At 54.8% G+C, this 15,431-nt stretch carries 12 protein-coding genes; 9 read left to right on the plus strand and 3 right to left on the minus strand.

Translation table 11 applies throughout. From position 1 onward, the window contains the following. Positions 1-17 precede the first annotated feature (17 nt). Positions 18-1,856: a sensor histidine kinase gene (locus HMPREF1207_RS18155; RefSeq protein ID WP_016423863.1), complete on the minus strand. Its 1,839-nt coding sequence runs from the start codon at positions 1,854-1,856 to the stop codon at positions 18-20. Then, on the minus strand, positions 1,846-2,547 hold the full coding sequence (locus tag HMPREF1207_RS18160) for a response regulator transcription factor (RefSeq protein ID WP_009676132.1): 702 nt from the start codon (positions 2,545-2,547) through the stop codon (positions 1,846-1,848). The genes HMPREF1207_RS18155 and HMPREF1207_RS18160 overlap by 11 nt, the downstream gene beginning before the upstream one ends. A gap of 348 nt (positions 2,548-2,895) precedes the next feature. Here HMPREF1207_RS18160 and ytxC point away from each other — a divergent pair, with 348 nt between their 5' ends. The 3 genes from ytxC (at position 2,896) to HMPREF1207_RS18175 (ending at position 7,258) form a co-directional block, all read left to right on the plus strand. Continuing rightward, positions 2,896-3,870: a putative sporulation protein YtxC gene (gene ytxC, locus HMPREF1207_RS18165; protein ID WP_009676157.1), complete on the plus strand. Its 975-nt coding sequence runs from the start codon at positions 2,896-2,898 to the stop codon at positions 3,868-3,870. Between the two features lie 363 nt (positions 3,871-4,233). Then, complete coding sequence (thrS, locus tag HMPREF1207_RS18170; RefSeq protein WP_009676236.1) at positions 4,234-6,168, plus strand: threonine--tRNA ligase; 1,935 nt, start codon at positions 4,234-4,236, stop codon at positions 6,166-6,168. A 229-nt stretch (positions 6,169-6,397) separates the two neighbouring features. After that, a complete protein-coding gene (locus tag HMPREF1207_RS18175; RefSeq protein WP_009676146.1) occupies positions 6,398-7,258 on the plus strand; it encodes a VOC family protein in 861 nt (286 codons plus the stop codon). A gap of 106 nt (positions 7,259-7,364) precedes the next feature. Here the strand turns inward: HMPREF1207_RS18175 and HMPREF1207_RS18180 are convergent, their stop codons facing one another. Beyond that, on the minus strand, positions 7,365-8,861 hold the full coding sequence (locus HMPREF1207_RS18180; RefSeq protein WP_009676071.1) for a mechanosensitive ion channel: 1,497 nt from the start codon (positions 8,859-8,861) through the stop codon (positions 7,365-7,367). A gap of 214 nt (positions 8,862-9,075) precedes the next feature. On the opposite strand from HMPREF1207_RS18180, the gene HMPREF1207_RS18185 reads away from it, so the two are divergent. The 6 genes from HMPREF1207_RS18185 (at position 9,076) to HMPREF1207_RS18210 (ending at position 15,294) form a co-directional block, all read left to right on the plus strand. Further along, positions 9,076-9,777 carry a 3D domain-containing protein gene (locus HMPREF1207_RS18185; protein ID WP_009676150.1) on the plus strand — a complete coding sequence of 234 codons (702 nt, stop codon included), beginning with the start codon at positions 9,076-9,078 and terminating at the stop codon, positions 9,775-9,777. A gap of 176 nt (positions 9,778-9,953) precedes the next feature. After that, on the plus strand, positions 9,954-10,979 hold the full coding sequence (gene liaF, locus HMPREF1207_RS18190) for a cell wall-active antibiotics response protein LiaF (RefSeq protein ID WP_009676188.1): 1,026 nt from the start codon (positions 9,954-9,956) through the stop codon (positions 10,977-10,979). Positions 10,980-10,991: 12 nt separating this feature from the next. Beyond that, the gene (locus HMPREF1207_RS18195) at positions 10,992-12,029 is read left to right on the plus strand and encodes a HAMP domain-containing sensor histidine kinase (protein WP_009676084.1); all 1,038 of its coding nucleotides are present in this window, start codon (positions 10,992-10,994) and stop codon (positions 12,027-12,029) included. Continuing rightward, the gene (locus HMPREF1207_RS18200; protein ID WP_009676170.1) at positions 12,026-12,688 is read left to right on the plus strand and encodes a response regulator; all 663 of its coding nucleotides are present in this window, start codon (positions 12,026-12,028) and stop codon (positions 12,686-12,688) included. Before HMPREF1207_RS18195 ends, HMPREF1207_RS18200 begins: the two co-directional genes overlap by 4 nt. Positions 12,689-13,040: 352 nt before the next feature. Continuing rightward, positions 13,041-13,454 (plus strand): YugN family protein, encoded by a 414-nt coding sequence (locus HMPREF1207_RS18205; RefSeq protein ID WP_009676161.1) that lies wholly within the window; start codon positions 13,041-13,043, stop codon positions 13,452-13,454. Positions 13,455-13,683: 229 nt separating this feature from the next. After that, the gene (locus HMPREF1207_RS18210) at positions 13,684-15,294 is read left to right on the plus strand and encodes a S1C family serine protease (protein ID WP_009676085.1); all 1,611 of its coding nucleotides are present in this window, start codon (positions 13,684-13,686) and stop codon (positions 15,292-15,294) included. Positions 15,295-15,431 lie beyond the last annotated feature (137 nt).

The raw sequence follows: 15,431 nt of genomic DNA on the forward strand, positions 1-15,431 counted from the left end.
TTAGAAATAGGCGGTACTTAATACCGGCGAAGTTTCACATGGAACATGATCGATTTGCCGCGGCTCTCCGCCCAAATGCGGCCGTCATGAGCTTCGACGATGCTGCGGGCGATGGCAAGGCCTAGCCCGGAGCCGCCTGTATCCGAGGATCGTGCGGCATCCATCCGGTAAAACCGGTCAAACAGGCGATCAAGCTCCGCTGTTTCCGAAAGATCACTTTCGTTGATCACCGTCACTTTGACGTCGTGGCCTTCTTCCTGGACGATCACCTCGATGGTGCTCGGTTTGGGGCTGTATTTGACCGCATTCGTAAGCAGGTTTTCGAAGACGCGGATCATCTGATCCGGGTCCATGGAGACGAACAGCCGCAAAGGCGGGAGAACGAGGCGGAGGGTGAGGCCGTTCTGTTCCGCGATCGTGATATATTCCTCCGAAAGCTGGTAGATCAGGTCGTTTACGCAGACCGATTTTTTGGCGAGCGGCACGCCCTCGTTCGTCATCCGGCTGAATTCGAACAGCTCGTCAATAAGAATTTTAAGTTTTTCCGCACGCCCGTAAGCGATTTGCATATAATTCGCCGCTTGCTCCTCGTCTCTATAATCCTTGTCCTTCAAAAGCCGGAGGTAACCGATGATGAGCGTAAGCGGCGTGCGGAGATCGTGGGAAACATTGGTGATCAATTCGTTTTTCAGCCGCTGGGATTTGCGCTCTTCTTCCAGAGAATGCTGAAGATCGAAAGCCATGGAGTTCATATGTCCGGCGAGCACGCCGAGCTCGTCACGGCTTCTTTCGGGAACCCGGTGGGCGAGATTACCTTGGGACATTTGAACAAGACCCTGCGCCATTTCTTCGATAATCTGCATTTTTCGCCGGGTGATCCAATAGAAGAGTCCCAGAAAGGTAGCGAGCCCGGCGATCAGGGGAAGAGAGGTATCCTGCTCGTAATAAGAGATCTGAGCTTCCGGAATCGCCTTGGCTACGAGATACGACTGGGTCCCGTTCAGGGTAATCGGGTACATGAACGTGAACTCGCGGTTTTCGCGACTCTCCCGGAATGTTCCTCCCGAATCCATGGCGCTGCCGATCAGCTGCGGGATATCGAACCGGCTTTCTCCGCTTCCTTTTGTTCGGTACAGTACCTTGCCGGCCGCGTCGATAAGATAGAGCGATTTTCTTCCGGGCCTGTCGGCTTCATCGTCCAGAAGAGACTGAATATCCGCCGGATTTACCGAAAAAAAGGAGGGCGCCGGCTGCTCGTCGGCCTTGCCCGGTGTCGACGTTTTTTTGTCCGCTCCCGCTGCGCCTGGACCGGCAGGCTCCGGAGCCGTTTTGCCGTTCGTACCCGTTCCATCCGGGACGGCGGGTTCCGGCATAGGAGACGGGGCAGCCGATTTCGGCACGGCGGAAGCGGCAGAACTTCCGGAGTCCGCCTGATGATCCGGTCCGGAGCCGATACCCGTACCGGTACCTCCGGTCTCCTTCGGGTCTTGAACTTCCGGATCGGAGACCGGCGGCTCCTTCAGGACCGACTCCTTTTTAGCGGCAGGATACTTGTCGGCATCTCCGCCGTACTTTTGAATCTGTTCGAGGCGTTCCACAAGGCGGTGAACCTGGTTCTCCGTAATCTCTTTGTCCTGAATATACGAGATGCTGCTTGCCGTCCGCCAAGATTTAGTAAGCTCGGACACCAGGCCCCCGGCCGCGGCCGCGACCCCAATACATAGAGCGAACGCCAGAATAAGCTGCATTCGTATACTGCGCATTACATTCTGCTTGCACAAAATAACGGGACGAACGATGCCGCGCACCAGCAGTCCCCATATCTTCCCGAACATCCGGCTTCGATTAGGTTTCAATTTTGTACCCCACCCCCCAAACGGTTTTGATGTATTTCGGCTGCCTCGGGTTGGTCTCCACTTTTTCCCGGATTTTGCGGATATGCACCATCACGGTGTTATCCGATTCGAAGTACGGGGTGTTCCAGACCGTTTCATAAATGCGCTCCGTACTGAACACGATTCCCCGGTTGCGCCCCAGCAGCTCCAGGATTGAAAATTCCCGGGGAGTCAGTTTGACCGGCCGCCCCTCCACATGCACTTCGTGCGTAGCCGTATCAATGATCAGATCGTCCAGTTCGATACGGTTTGAAAGCGTTTCGGATGGCATGGGGGCGTTTAATCTTTTATACCGACGCAGTTGGGATTTCACCCGTGCCATCAGCTCGAGCGGATTAAACGGTTTCGTTAAATAATCGTCCGCCCCGGCGGTTAATCCGAGAATTTTGTCCATATCCTCGCTTTTTGCGGAGAGCATCAGGATGGGCATGTTTTTCTCCTTCCGGATTTCCAGACACGCCTGGACACCATCCATACGAGGCATCATAATGTCGAGGATAATCAGATCGACCTCCCGGCTTTTCAGCACATCCAAGGCTTCCAGGCCGTCCCCGGCGGAAACCGTTTCATACCCCTCGTTGGTTAAATAAATACGGATGAGTTCCACGATCTCTTTTTCATTGTCCACGACCAGAATCGTCTCTTTTCCCATAACCTTGCGCTCCTTTATATGCCGGAAAACGGATGCCGCCGCGTAACCGGACCCTGCTTTCCCTTTATTCCATTCGTATAAAACAAGCTATTGTGACGTTAGCACAGGAAGAAGGGGTTGGCAATTCCGTTATTCGGGGAGCGGCACCTCCATCAACAAGCTTTCATAGGGATGATTATAAGAGATTGTTCTTAACAAAACCGCGCTGAATTTCTTAAGGAATGTTTAAGATCGGCCTTATTTTCCCGAATTGAACGGCCATTGGACATGTCAAGAGTTGGTTGTATATCCGCCTCCGGCCGACCATATACTTTTAGAAGGAATTCAGCGTCAGGAAGGAGTGAGCCCATGTCTTTCGTACAGTTTGTATTCAACAATTCCGCCGTATTTGATATTTCTGCGCTGCAAAGCCGGATAGAAAGCCGCCTAGCGCTTCTGAATCAGGAAGGAAACCCGGTCCGGGTCGTCCGTGACACGTTGGAACAGTGCACGATGCTGCGGATAGAGGGAACGATAGGCGGTAAAAAGCATCAGCCGAAGCCCGAATCCGTTATCGAAGCCGCGGCTGCGGCCGCCGCCGAACAAATCGTGGAGGGCGAAGAAGAGAGGCTGATCCGGAAGCTGCTGGTGAATACCTTTCATTATAAAGATCCTGAAGAAGCGGCTAAAATCGGCCGTTACTGCCGCCAATTCCTGAACGGAGAGGAAGAGGGAGAAAGCGCCGCGGGCGAATACGGCCTGGACGATTACCTGGACTGGGGGCCAATCGACGGCATGAAGCTCCGGGCGGGCAAGATCAGCGAGCCTTTGAAAGCCCTGCTGCAGGAAGGGCAGCGCGTAAACTTGCCCGGTTTCATTACGTTCCGGCTGCAGGAATACATGGACGAGCTGAAAGAGGTCGTCGAGTACGCCATCGACGAATATGTAATGGACCAGCAGTATCAGGAATTTATTTCTCTGCTCCAGTATTTCGTCTATATCCAGGAAACGAAGACGGCAGCAGCTCATTTGATACATAAGGAAGGCGCCGAATTTACGATTCTGGATGAACATATGCAGCCGATCGACACCAGTAAGATGGAAGCGTCCTTTACACTGGAAATGATCGAGAAGGATATCAGCTTCGAAGATATGATCGTCTCGACGCTGATTTCGGTATCGCCGGCGACGATTTATATTCACACGCGGGAACCGGATCTGCCCGTTATCCGCACGATTATGCAGATTTTCGAGTCCCGCGCCACTATCTGCTCCTACTGCGGAATATGCCGCACGAAGCTGGCGGGAAACTCGGACAGCGGGTCTCCGTCCCCCTTGACCTGATTCCGCGGCAGGCTTATAATGAGGGAATCAAAGGCTTTGACCGAAGATACGAACAGCTTGTAACACTGCTGCCAGAGAATGGGGCCCCGGCTGAAATCCCCTGCAGATGTACGGCATGTTTACCCCTTCGAGAGCCGCAAAGCGGAAACCGAACAAGAGCGGACGCAGGACGTCCGGTCCGGAAGTAAGCTTGGCCGATTCATTCCCGTTACCGGATGCTGAATGAGGATTCGTCCGCTTAAATCTAAGCGATGAATCGAATGAGGGTGGAACCACGAGTCGAGCGCACTCGTCCCTTTCGGGATGTGTGTGCTTTTTTGCGCTCTTTTTTTGAAATTTATAGAGCTAAGGAGCTGACGAATCATGATTAAACTAACTTTTCCGGACGGTTCCGTGAAAGAATACGCCCCGGGTACAACGGTTGAGCAGGTAGCGGAATCCATTTCCACGGGCCTCAGAAAAAATGCGGTGATCGGCGTAGTGAACGGCCGCCAGGTCGATTTGAACGCTCCAATCGAAGAGGATGCGGAACTTAAAATCGTCACGCTTGATTCCGAAGAAGGAGTCGAAGTGCTGCGCCACAGCACCGCCCACTTGATGGCCCAGGCAATCAAACGCTTGTATGGGGAGCGGGCCGTGAAGCTCGGCATCGGACCTGTCATCGAAGACGGATTCTACTACGATATCGATATCGAAAATCCGCTGACGCCGGAAGATCTGACGAAGATCGAGAAAGAAATGGCCAAGATCGTTCAGGAAAACCTGCCGATCGTCCGCCGTGTGGTCAGCCGCGAAGAAGCGATCGCGATTTTCGAAGAGCTCGGCGATCCGCTTAAGCTGGAGCTGATCCGCGACCTGCCGGAAGACTCCGTGCTGACCATTTACGATCAGGGCGAGTTTTTCGACCTCTGCCGCGGACCGCATCTGCCTTCCACCGGCAAAATCAAGGCCTTCAAGCTGCTGAGCGTTGCCGGCGCTTACTGGCGCGGGGATTCCAAAAACAAAATGCTTCAGCGTATCTACGGCACGGCATTCCCTAAGAAAGCGGAATTGGACGAGCATCTCCATCTGCTTGAAGAAGCGAAGAAGCGCGACCACCGCAAGCTGGGACGTGAGCTGAAAATGTTCACGTTCTCCAAGGAAGTCGGCCAAGGACTGCCGATCTGGCTTCCTGCCGGAGCCAAAGTACGCCGCATTATGGAGCGCTACATTGTCGATCTGGAAGAGCGCCTGGGCTATCAGCACGTCTACACGCCGGTCCTGGCTAACGTGGAGCTGTACAAAACAAGCGGCCACTGGGATCACTACCACGAGGACATGTTCCCGAAAATGGTTATGGATAACGAGGAGCTCGTTCTCCGTCCGATGAACTGCCCGCATCACATGATGGTGTACAAGAGCGACATGCGCAGCTACCGCGAGCTGCCGGTCCGCATTGCGGAGCTCGGCACGATGCACCGCTACGAGATGTCCGGCGCTCTGACTGGGCTGCACCGCGTACGCGCGATGACGCTGAACGACGCGCATATTTTCTGCCGTCCCGATCAGATCAAGGAAGAATTCGCCCGCGTCATCAACCTGATCCGTCATGTGTACGAGGATTTCGGCATCAAGGATTACCGTTTCCGTCTGTCTTACCGGGATCCGAAGGATACGGAGAAATATTTCCCGAACGACGAGATGTGGGAAATGTCCCAGCGCATGCTCCGCGAGGTTGTAGAAGAAATGAACCTGCCGTTCTACGAAGCGGAAGGGGAAGCGGCCTTCTACGGTCCGAAGCTCGACGTTCAAATCCGCACGGCGTTGAAGAAAGAAGAAACGCTCTCCACCGTTCAGCTGGACTTCCTGCTGCCGGAGCGTTTCGAGCTTGAATACATCGGCGAAGACGGCCAGAAGCACCGTCCGGTCGTTATTCACCGCGGCATTATTTCCACGATGGAACGGATGACGGCTTTCCTGCTGGAAAACTACGCCGGAGCCCTGCCGACCTGGCTGATGCCGGTACAGGCCAAAGTCATTCCGGTATCGCCGTCATACGAGGCGTATGCCAATGACGTGACGGAGAAGCTGCTTGCGGCCGGAATCCGCGCGGAAGCGGACAACCGCAACGAGAAGCTCGGCTACAAGATCCGCGAAGCGCAGCTGGAGAAGACGCCGTACATGCTCGTTGTAGGTGAGAACGAAATGAACTCCGGCACTTTGTCCGTCCGCAAACGCGGCGAAGGTGACCTGGGCGTTCACAGCCTGGCGCATGTGGTCGGCCTCATTCAAGAGGATGTCGCGAACAAGTCCAGATAAGCAGGCGGCTGCTATAGCGCTATGGAGCCATACGGCCGCAGGCCGGTTTTCTGAAAACAGCGTCTATAAAACCGCAAAAACAGGGGGAACCTCAATAGAGGCGCTCCCTGTTTTTTTGTCATTGGACATTGTCGAGTAATTAAACTATAATTACTTACAAAAAGTAACTAAATATATTTTGTCTCGTTCGCTGTGTTTTCTAACTACTATTGAAAGAAGGGTGACTGTTATGACGCCTGTTATCGACCCCCGAACTGAAATCGGATATGTGCATCTTAAAGTCGGCAGTCTGGCCCGGTCTCTTCCGTTTTACCAGGACGTGATCGGACTTAAACTGCTGAAACGGGACGGAACTTTCGCCGAACTGACGGCGGACGGCAAGAAGCCTCTCGTTATTCTGGAAGAGATACCCGGCGCCGCTAAAGCACCGAAACGAGGCTATGCGGGTCTGTATCACTTCGCCATTCTGCTGCCCGGCCGCAAAGAGCTGGGGTTTGCGCTGCGCAGCCTGATCCGCAGCGGGATTGAGGTCGGCCAGGGGGATCATCTCGTGAGCGAAGCGCTCTATCTGGACGATCCGGACGGCAACGGCATTGAAATTTATGCCGATCGCCCCCGGGAGACGTGGCGGAAGGACGCGAACGGCCATTACGTGATGGCGACCGATCCGGTGGACTGGGAAAGCCTGCTGGAGCTTGCCGGTGAGGAGCCGTGGGGCGGAATGCCTGCGGGAACTCAAATCGGTCACGTTCATTTCCATGTGAGCGATTTGCGGGCGGCGGAGGCGTTCTACTGCGGCCTGCTCGGCTTTGAGATCACGCTCCGCTTCGGACCGGCGGCTCTCTTCGTGGCGGCCGGAGGCTATCACCACCACATCGGGCTGAACACGTGGGCAGGCGCAGGGGCGCTGCCCGCACCCGCCAATGCCGCCGGAATCCGCTGGTTTACCGTCGTGCTTCCCGATAACGGCGAGCTGGAGCGGGTTCTGGCACGCCTCCGGGAAGGAAGCGTGGACGCCATATCCCGGGAAGACGGATGGCTCGTGACCGATCCTTCGGGAATCGGCGTGCTGCTGACGGTACGGGATTAGCGGGAGCTGAATCTGCGGGCATCCGGCCCGCCGACCTATGAACAGGCAACAAAAAAATCACCCTGCCGGAACGATCCGGAAGGGTGATTTTTGCTTTTTTTGCGTCTTACATCGAGATGTTATCGTGGTCCTTGCTGTTCTGTTTCTTATCCCAGAAGCGTTTGACGGCCGGAATGCTGCCGATACCGACGGAGATAATAAAGGCGGCGCCTAGAGCGACCATGACGACCATGTAACCGGACGTGATAATGACCGAACCCAGTCCGATTTCCGTCAGACCGATGACGACGGCCAGAACGATGATAACCGGCTGGACGAACCCTTTGAGCGGGTTGCCCGGACGAATCATGCGCTCTGCGAAGCCGGCCAGGATAATGCCGATCAGAACGATGATGACGATCAGAATAAATTTCGGCAGCATCACCATCAGAGCGGCGAATGTGGCGGAGATGAATTCCAGATCCAGCACGTTCGTGGATTCGACGAGGAAGAAGCCGAATACGAAGACGGCGATCAGAGTCGCGATCCATTTCGTGATAGGCAGAGCGGAAACGGATGCGGCCGGATTTACGCCGCCCGGCACGCCCATTTCGGCACCGGCATCGGCGGCTTTGCGGCGGAACATCGGCATCAGGCTGTTCAGCTTGCTGTCGATATCCATCGGCGAAAGCAGCGTAATGATGAGATTGCGGACGATTTTGGCCAGAATGTAGCCGATGTAGAGCAGGAACGCCGCAATGAGAATTTTCGGAATCCAGGCCATAACGAGATTCAGAATGCCTTGAGCCGGAACCTGGATGGATTCGATTTGCAGCAGGTTAAGCGCTTGTACCGCGATCGGGAACAGAATCAGGAAGTACACGATGCTGTAAACGAATTGGGATACGTTCATGCCTGCTCCGATCCAGCGCTGAAGATTCAGCGAGGACGTGAGGGTGGAAGCCAGCTTGGCCACGAACTTGGCCACATAATGACCCAACACGATAAGCAGAATCGCACCTGCGAGCAAAGGCAGATAGCCGATGACCATATTGATGACCGCGCTGATCGGCACGGAAATGGCCGGAATCTGAAGCGAGGACAGAATGCTCGGCGCGAAGAGCAGGATCACGATGGCATAGGCGATGTTGCCGGCCACTTCGCGGTAATGCACCAGATTCGGCATTTTGCTTTTAATCGTATGAGAACCGAAGAATCCGGAAACCACACTTTTCAGCATTGAGCCGAGAATATGAGCGACTGCCGCAAGCAGCGCCGCAGCCAGCAGGTGAGGTATGTAAGAAGTGATGATGGCGATGAAACCGACGAACGGATTCAGCACATTCGTGAAATTCAGAAGTTCAAGCACGACGAGAAGTGTTACGAGAATGATGAAATACTTGACTACCTTGGACACAATCCGGCTGACGGAGCTGTCCGGCGGGAAAAATTTTCTTCCGCGGGCATCCACGTTCGCCTTTAGAAGTCCTTTATAGACGGCTTTCGAAGCAGCGCCTGCTATCCATAAACCAATGATCAGAACAAGAACGGCCCCAATGAGCCTCCAAATGGAATTTCCATTCATCATGAGAAAGTTCCATTCGCCCCAATTCCTTACGTCCATTCGATCATCCGCCTTTCTTTATTAGGTTGTGATGGGAGTTTATTTCCCACCCTATTTACCCGGCCCCCCGCAAGTTAAACCCTGTAAAAAACTAGGAATTATGGCGTGCATAAAATTCGTCTTCCAGGGAAAACCTTACTTTGCAAAGATTGGAGAATGTTTAAACTCTTTTAAAATTGGACAAACTCTTATAGTAGGGGGAGGTATCGAACAAATGTTGCCTGATTCAAGCAATCCGACCAAATGGTTCAGTATGGTTATGATGTTGAACATCGCTCTTGTCTTGTGCGGTCAAGATCAAACAAGTCTGACAGGATTAACAGATACAGCGGCACTCGAGAAAAAAATCGCTCCCGCGATTTCGGGATTGACATCCCGCCAAACATCCGAAGCACCCGAGAAGCCGGCCCAGTCACAGAACGGAACCGCCGATGCTCAAGCGGCTTCCGGTCAGTCACGCAAAGTCAGCTACAAGCTGATGCCCGATTCCAGTCAGGATCTATCCCGGTACAAGGCGGTAGAAGTGGTAGCGACCGGCTATTACTCGGGTATCGAATCGACCGGCAAAAATCCGGGGCATCCGGATTACGGCATCACCAAATCCGGCATTAAGGTCAAACGGGACGAGCATTCCCTGTCGACGATCGCGGCGGACCCGAGAGTGTTCCCGATCGGAACGGTCCTTTATATACCGGGTTACGGATACGGAATCGTAGCCGATACGGGCGGGGCCATTAAAGGCAAAAAAATTGACCTTTATTATGAAACGAAAGACCAGATCTACAAAGAATGGGGCAAGAAAACAGTCAATGTCTTTGTCGTCAAAGAAGGTACAGGCAAAGTGACCCAGATGATCTGGAACCAGCTCGTACAGGAAATTTTCAAAAACAATCCTGTCGATACACCTGAAGCCTAAACATTCACATATACCGCGCAAGAAGTAAGTACCGCACAAGAAGCGTCTGCGATTTCCGCAGGCGCTTTTTCTCGGTCTCGGGACCGAGTAAGGAATCAACCCTTTGTCTCTTTTCAGAAAAGATGGACAGAGGTACACTTAATTCAGGAAAACGAAATTCAACGGGGGAATAAGTCATGAACGGTTCTATATGGGGAAGATTGGCGGGAGGCTTTATCCTGATTGCGCTCGGCCTGCTTTTTTTTCTGAAACAGCTCGGTTTTATCACCTTGAGCATCGGAGAGCTCATTTCGACCTTTTGGCCGCTGTTTCTGATATACGCGGGACTAATGAGCGTGCTCTTTAACAGGAGAAGGCAGGACGGGGCCTGGGGGCTTATCCTGGTTCTGATCGGAGGCATCTTCCAGCTCCGTAATCTCGGATGGGCTCCTTACTCGCTTGGAGAAATGTTTCAGTTTCTCATCCCGGTCGTGCTGATCATTTTCGGAATCAAAATGATTTTCGGCCGGAAAAGCTCCCACCGTCACGATTCGGAATACGGCGGAAGCCCGGAAGGGCATCGGCACGGGGACGGACACGGGCATTGGGGAAGCGAGTGGGAACGTAAACTGGAGGACAAATGGGAAGAAAAAGCGCGTAAATGGCAGGAGAAAATCTCCAGACGCGAGGCAAGACGCGCCAGGAGATCCGACTGGAAGAACGACGGCGTTTATCCGGAAGCCGGTGAGGGAAGCGGGGAATCGGGTTATGCACCGCCTCCGCCTCCGGGGGGAGGTTCTTATCGACCCGGGCCGGATTACCACTATGTGAACTCCTACGCCCCTCCCCAGAATAAGTCGGGTTTTATCGGGGATGTGTACTTGGGACAGGATTACTGGGAATTGACGCCTCTTAACATCTCACACTTTATCGGCGACACCTCGCTGGATCTGACAAAAGCGAGTATCCCGATGGGAGAGACGCGGATCAACATCTCGGCATTTATCGGAGATGTGAAGGTATTCATCCCGAACGATCTCGACGTGGAGATCAGCGTCACCACCTCATCTTTTATCGGCGATATGAATGTGCTGGAGCGGCGCGAGGATGGAATCATGCGCTCGATGAACTACCGGACGCCTTATTACCAGGAAGGCGCCAAAAAAATCAATCTTCACGTATCGATGTTCATCGGAGATATCGTCGTGAAGAAGATGGGTTAGGAGGCCGGACGCATGGTAAAGCTGTGGAGCATGAAATGGCAGCTCATGCTGTATTTCCTGGCCTCCAGCCTTCTGACCCTCGGCATCCTGGGCTTTTCGCAGCTCTATATGCCTTGGGAAACGGCAGGCGGCGGGTGGAAGTTCGGCCTGGCCGTTTTTGCCGTGCTGTTGGGGCAGGCGGTCGGTTTCGTGGCCTCCCGCTCCTTCCAGCGCAAGGTGGATGTGCTGCACATCGCCATGCTTCAGCTGGCGAAAGGCAACTTGAAGGATCGGATACAGATCGATCCCATCGATTCTTTCCATCCCGTCTACAAATCGTTCAACGAGATGGCGGGGGCGCTTGAAGAGCGGACGCGGCTGCTGCAGGAAATGGGCGAGGAACGCTCCGTGATGGAGCGCGGCTCCGTCGAGACTGCGGTAGTCGAGGAGCGCCGGAGGCTGGCCCGGGATCTGCACGATACCGTCAGCCAGGAGCTCTTCGCGATTCACATGTCGGCATCCTCTCTGCCGAAGGTGATCGGACACAATCCCGACGTCGCCAGCCAGCTGATGGAGCAGCTGATCCAGATGTCGCACCATGCCCAGAAGCAGATGCGGGGGCTCATTTCCCAGCTGCGGCCGATCGAGCTGGACGGCAGCACGCTGGAGCAGGCGCTGGAGAAATGGTTCCCGGAATACTGCCGGGCTCATGAGCTTCAAGGCCGCCTGGATGTAGAGACGGAACAGCCGATTTCCGAGGCGATCGAGCATCAGCTGTTCCTGATCATCCAGGAGGGGATGGCCAACGTCGTCAAGCATGCTTCCGCTACGGAAATCGAGCTGCAGCTGCATGACTCCGGGCGCCAATATGTGCTCCAACTGGCGGACAACGGAAAAGGCTTCGAGCGGAGCGCGATATCGTCCGCCTCCCACGGCTTGTCCACGATGCGCGAACGCGCGCAGAAGCTGGGCGGAGATGCCGAGGTCCTCAGCGGATCGGGCAGCGGGACGACAGTCCGTGTACGGATACCGAAATTTGTGAAAGAGCCGAAAGGGGAAGCTTCGTTGTGAAAGAACAAATAAAAGTGATGGTTGTGGACGACCACGATATGGTGAGGGTCGGTCTGCGCACGTATATTATGCTCGATGAGGAGCTCAGCGTCGTGGAGGAAGCGTCGAACGGGGAAGAAGCGCTGCGCAAACTCGAAGCGCTGGACGCTGAACGTATTCCCGATGTGATTCTCATGGATCTGACCATGCCGGTTATGAACGGAATTGAGGCGACCCGGGAAATTACGCAGCGTTTTCCTTCTATTAAAATCATTATGCTGACCAGTTTCCTGGAAGAAGACAAGGTCGTCCAAGCGGTTGAAGCGGGCGCAATCTCTTATGTGCTCAAAACCATCTCCTCGGAGCAGCTCGCCCATGCGGTCAAGGGAGCCGCCGCCGGCATGCCAGTTCTTAACCCCGAGGTCTCTCTGGCGCTGACCCGCGGGCTTAGGCAGCGGTCGGCGCAGACGGAAGACGAGGGGCTGACGGCGCGTGAGCGCGAGGTACTTTCCCTCATTTCGGACGGCAAATCGAACAAGGAAATCGCCGAGGCGCTGCATATCAGCATCAAGACCATGAAGACACACGTGAGCAACCTGCTCATGAAGTGTGAACTGGACGACCGCACCCAGCTGGCTATTTATGCTCACCGCAAGGGCTGGGCCGGTACCGGGGCTTAACGCGGACTTCTGCACAGCCGGACCGGAGACGGTTCCGGTGTTTTGCCTTGTCCCGGCAGGATTTCCGGCGGGCCGAGGGGACTATGCGGCCGCCGGCCCGCCGGGCTGCGGCCCAGCCTCCTTGTCTGTCCCGGCCGTACTGCAAGGTCAGCCTCCATACCTGTCTCGATCGTAATGCGAGGCCAGCCGTCTTGCCCGTCCCCCGGGCAGCGGCCCCGCTCTCCTGTCCGGGCCGGACTGCGATGCCTGCACCCCTCCGCTTTTTCCAGCCGCTCATAAAAGAAGGCAGAAATACGCAACCTATTGCTGCGCGGGTTCATTTTAAACGGCGCGATGAAGAGGAGGTTGCCTTGTGAAAGCTTTGAATTCCTCACTCCAGGAAACGGTAGAAGCGTTCGACAATGTCCGGGACTATTTGCACACGTTCGAGTTTACATTAGGCGGGAACTGGGAGTACGATCACGGTTCGTTCGACCGTTATCTGGATGAGGCGCACAAAGTGTGGCTGCGTATCCCTTTTGAAGTGACGGAAGGGACTCTGGACGGCGATACGGACGAAACCGACGCGATGGTGAAAATCGGGGCGCCTTACGTGCTGAAGCACGTTTATAATGAAGGCAACGATCCCGAAGCCCATATGATGACGGTTTCCGCGTTGGTGAACCAGTTTCAGACCCCGCTCGATCCGGACGCCGAGATCGAAACCGAGTGGATCGGTAAAGCGGAGAAACTTCTGCGGGATGTCGAACGGAAATGGCTGCACTGAGCGTTCCCCTCCATGTTTTTAGTTAAAAGGACCCAGATCGACACGATGCCGGCCGGTGAGCCGGCTTTTTTACCTCCATTTTATTGAATTTTAAGGTTTGCTTAAGGAAGGAAGTCCATTATAAAAGTACAGAGACGGTGAACAACACGAATTACAAAAAAGCCTTCATGTCAACCGTCCTTCGTTTTTTATACTCTTTTTCCTAACTTTTATAAATGGAGGAATTGCCATGGATGATTATAAAAAAGAATTCGGCCCTGACCGCAGCAACGATTCGGATTTGAACCGCGACCGTGATCGCGAGCGTGAACTGGAAAGACGGGAGGCCAGCTACGAATCCGGATACGACTCCGGGCGCGAAGAAGCGGCGGCGCAGGAGAAACCTTCCTACTACTACTCTTACGGTCCCCACAAGACGGGCATGACCGAGGAAACGCACCACACCGAATCGGACACGACCGCCTACTCGAACCGCGAAGGTTCGGCGCCTGTGGAAGTGACGCCTCCGAAGCCGGTAAGGTCCTTCTCCTTCAGCAGAGACGGCGCCTCTAAGCCGGGCGGAGGCTGGAACGGCAGCGGACCCGCCAAGAAGCGCTCGTCCCTCCGCAGCGGATTTGCCGCTTTCCTGGCCGGTGCGGTCGTCGTGAGCACGCTCATGTTTGCGGCGGACAAAACGAACCTGTTCACCGGCAAACAGCCGATGACCCTGCCGGGCGCGCAGCCTAATTCTTCTCAGACGGTAGCGGCGGGCAGCGCAAGCAAAGTTTCGCTGGACTCGGCCCGTCCGGACAACATCGCCCAGATTTTCGCCCAGGCAAGTCCGGCAACCGTTAAGATCGAATCTTACGTCAAGACGAAAAGCAGCTCCCAGAAGAACCAGATGAACGATCCTTTTTACCGGTTCTTCTTCGGCGACCAGGGAGACTCCGGGAAGCAGGACAGCGGTTCGGGCAAAAGCGACGGCGCCCTTCAACTGGCAGGCAGCGGAACCGGCTTTATCTTCGAGAAAAGCGGCTACATTCTGACGAATGAGCATGTAATCGACGGAGCCGATGAAATCCGCGTCACCGTTCAGGGCTACGACAAGCCGTTCGTCGCCAAGCTTCTGGGCAACAGTTACGACCTTGACCTGGCCGCGATGAAAATCGAAGGCGACAAGGACTTCCCGATTCTGCCGATCGGTAAAGCGGACAGCCTGAACGTAGGAGACTGGGTGGTCGCGATCGGCAACCCGTACGGATTCGACCATACGGTAACGGTCGGGGTGCTCAGCGCCAAGGAGCGTCCGATCACGATTCAGGATGAGCAGGGCACGCGCAACTACAAGCATCTGCTGCAGACGGACGCGTCCATTAACCCCGGGAACTCCGGCGGCCCGCTGCTCAATATGAACGGCGAAGTGATCGGGATCAACACGGCCGTAAGCTCGCAGGCGCAGGGGATCGGGTTCGCTATTTCGGAAAGCACCTTCTCGACTGTTCTGGATAACCTGAAGAACAACGTGACGATTCCGAAGGAAAAAGCTCCGTACATCGGCGTGAGCCTTCAGAACGTGGATAAAGAATGGGTCAGCGAGCTGAAGCTGCCGAACGCCGAAGGCGCAATTGTAGCCGAGGTTACGCGCAAGAGCCCGGCCTTCCAGGCAGGCATGCGCCCCTATGACGTCATCGTCGACGTGAACGATCAGAAAGTGACGAATTCACAGGACGTGACGACCAAGATCCAGGCCCTGAAAGTGGGGGACAAAGCCAAAATCGGCGTGATGCGTGACGGCAAACGTGTCGAAATCAACGTCACCGTCGGAGACAAAAACGCAGCGGATACGACCGAGAAGAAGTAACGGTCGGACTGCCGCGCCATGCGGAGCAGAGAACGGCAGCGATGCCGTTCTCTGCTTTTTTTTCGGCAGCTAGTCGTGCTTCAAGGGCAGAAAGCGTCCGAGATTTTGCTCCAACGCCGAATTTGATACAATAGAGG

The organism is Paenibacillus sp. HGH0039, from assembly GCF_000411255.1.
Classification (GTDB): domain Bacteria; phylum Bacillota; class Bacilli; order Paenibacillales; family NBRC-103111; genus Paenibacillus_F.

Bases quoted from the DNA above. Each gene is read 5' to 3' on its own strand.
- HMPREF1207_RS18160 (WP_009676132.1), bottom strand. From the start codon at position 2,547: ATGGGAAAAGAGACGATTCTGGTCGTGGACAATGAAAAAGAGATCGTG.
- ytxC (WP_009676157.1), top strand. From the start codon at position 2,896: ATGTCTTTCGTACAGTTTGTATTCAACAATTCCGCCGTATTTGATATT.
- thrS (WP_009676236.1), top strand. From the start codon at position 4,234: ATGATTAAACTAACTTTTCCGGACGGTTCCGTGAAAGAATACGCCCCG.
- HMPREF1207_RS18175 (WP_009676146.1), top strand. From the start codon at position 6,398: ATGACGCCTGTTATCGACCCCCGAACTGAAATCGGATATGTGCATCTT.
- HMPREF1207_RS18180 (WP_009676071.1), bottom strand. From the start codon at position 8,861: ATGGACGTAAGGAATTGGGGCGAATGGAACTTTCTCATGATGAATGGA.
- HMPREF1207_RS18185 (WP_009676150.1), top strand. From the start codon at position 9,076: ATGTTGCCTGATTCAAGCAATCCGACCAAATGGTTCAGTATGGTTATG.
- liaF (WP_009676188.1), top strand. From the start codon at position 9,954: ATGAACGGTTCTATATGGGGAAGATTGGCGGGAGGCTTTATCCTGATT.
- HMPREF1207_RS18195 (WP_009676084.1), top strand. From the start codon at position 10,992: ATGGTAAAGCTGTGGAGCATGAAATGGCAGCTCATGCTGTATTTCCTG.
- HMPREF1207_RS18210 (WP_009676085.1), top strand. From the start codon at position 13,684: ATGGATGATTATAAAAAAGAATTCGGCCCTGACCGCAGCAACGATTCG.